General features: G+C 46.1%; 1 protein-coding gene. It reads right to left on the reverse strand.

Annotated elements, in window-relative coordinates; translation table 11 throughout:
• Positions 1–202: 202 nt before the first annotated feature.
• The coding region (locus tag FHK88_RS03640) for a methylenetetrahydrofolate reductase (protein WP_227429421.1) at positions 203–466 on the reverse strand (264 nt) is incomplete at its 5' end.

Consider the following 466-nt stretch of genomic DNA (forward strand, 5'->3'; position numbering starts at 1 on the left):
CACCTCGGACTTGATTTATCACAACACGACGAACGTTTGTAAAAACCTTTTCTACTATTTTTTGGGCGTGACCCCGATAGAAAAAATCGGGGTCGGGCTTCCGTTCCCGCTTTTTTTGTGGGGCGAAAAAAAATCGCCCCACAAAAAAGAGCTCCACTCAAGCCCTCACGCAAACAACCACACCGCTCCTGAACCGTTCGCACTAAAAAATTTCTTTCGCAATCTCCTTAATGTTTTCCGCTTTCCCCATCGAGTAATAATGCAGCACCTCAATTCCTGCCGCAATAAGTTCCTTACTTTGGGTGGTGCACCATTCAATTCCCACTTGTTTCACCGCTTCAGGCGTTGATGCCCGAACGACTTCCATAATCAATGCATCGGGCAAATCTACATTAAACCGATGCGGAATCAAGTTGAGTTGTTTCTTGGTAGCAATAGGTTTCAGCCCCGGAATAATGGGTACGGT

The organism is Psychrobacter sp. I-STPA6b (assembly GCF_020662265.1).
GTDB lineage: Bacteria > Pseudomonadota > Gammaproteobacteria > Pseudomonadales > Moraxellaceae > Psychrobacter.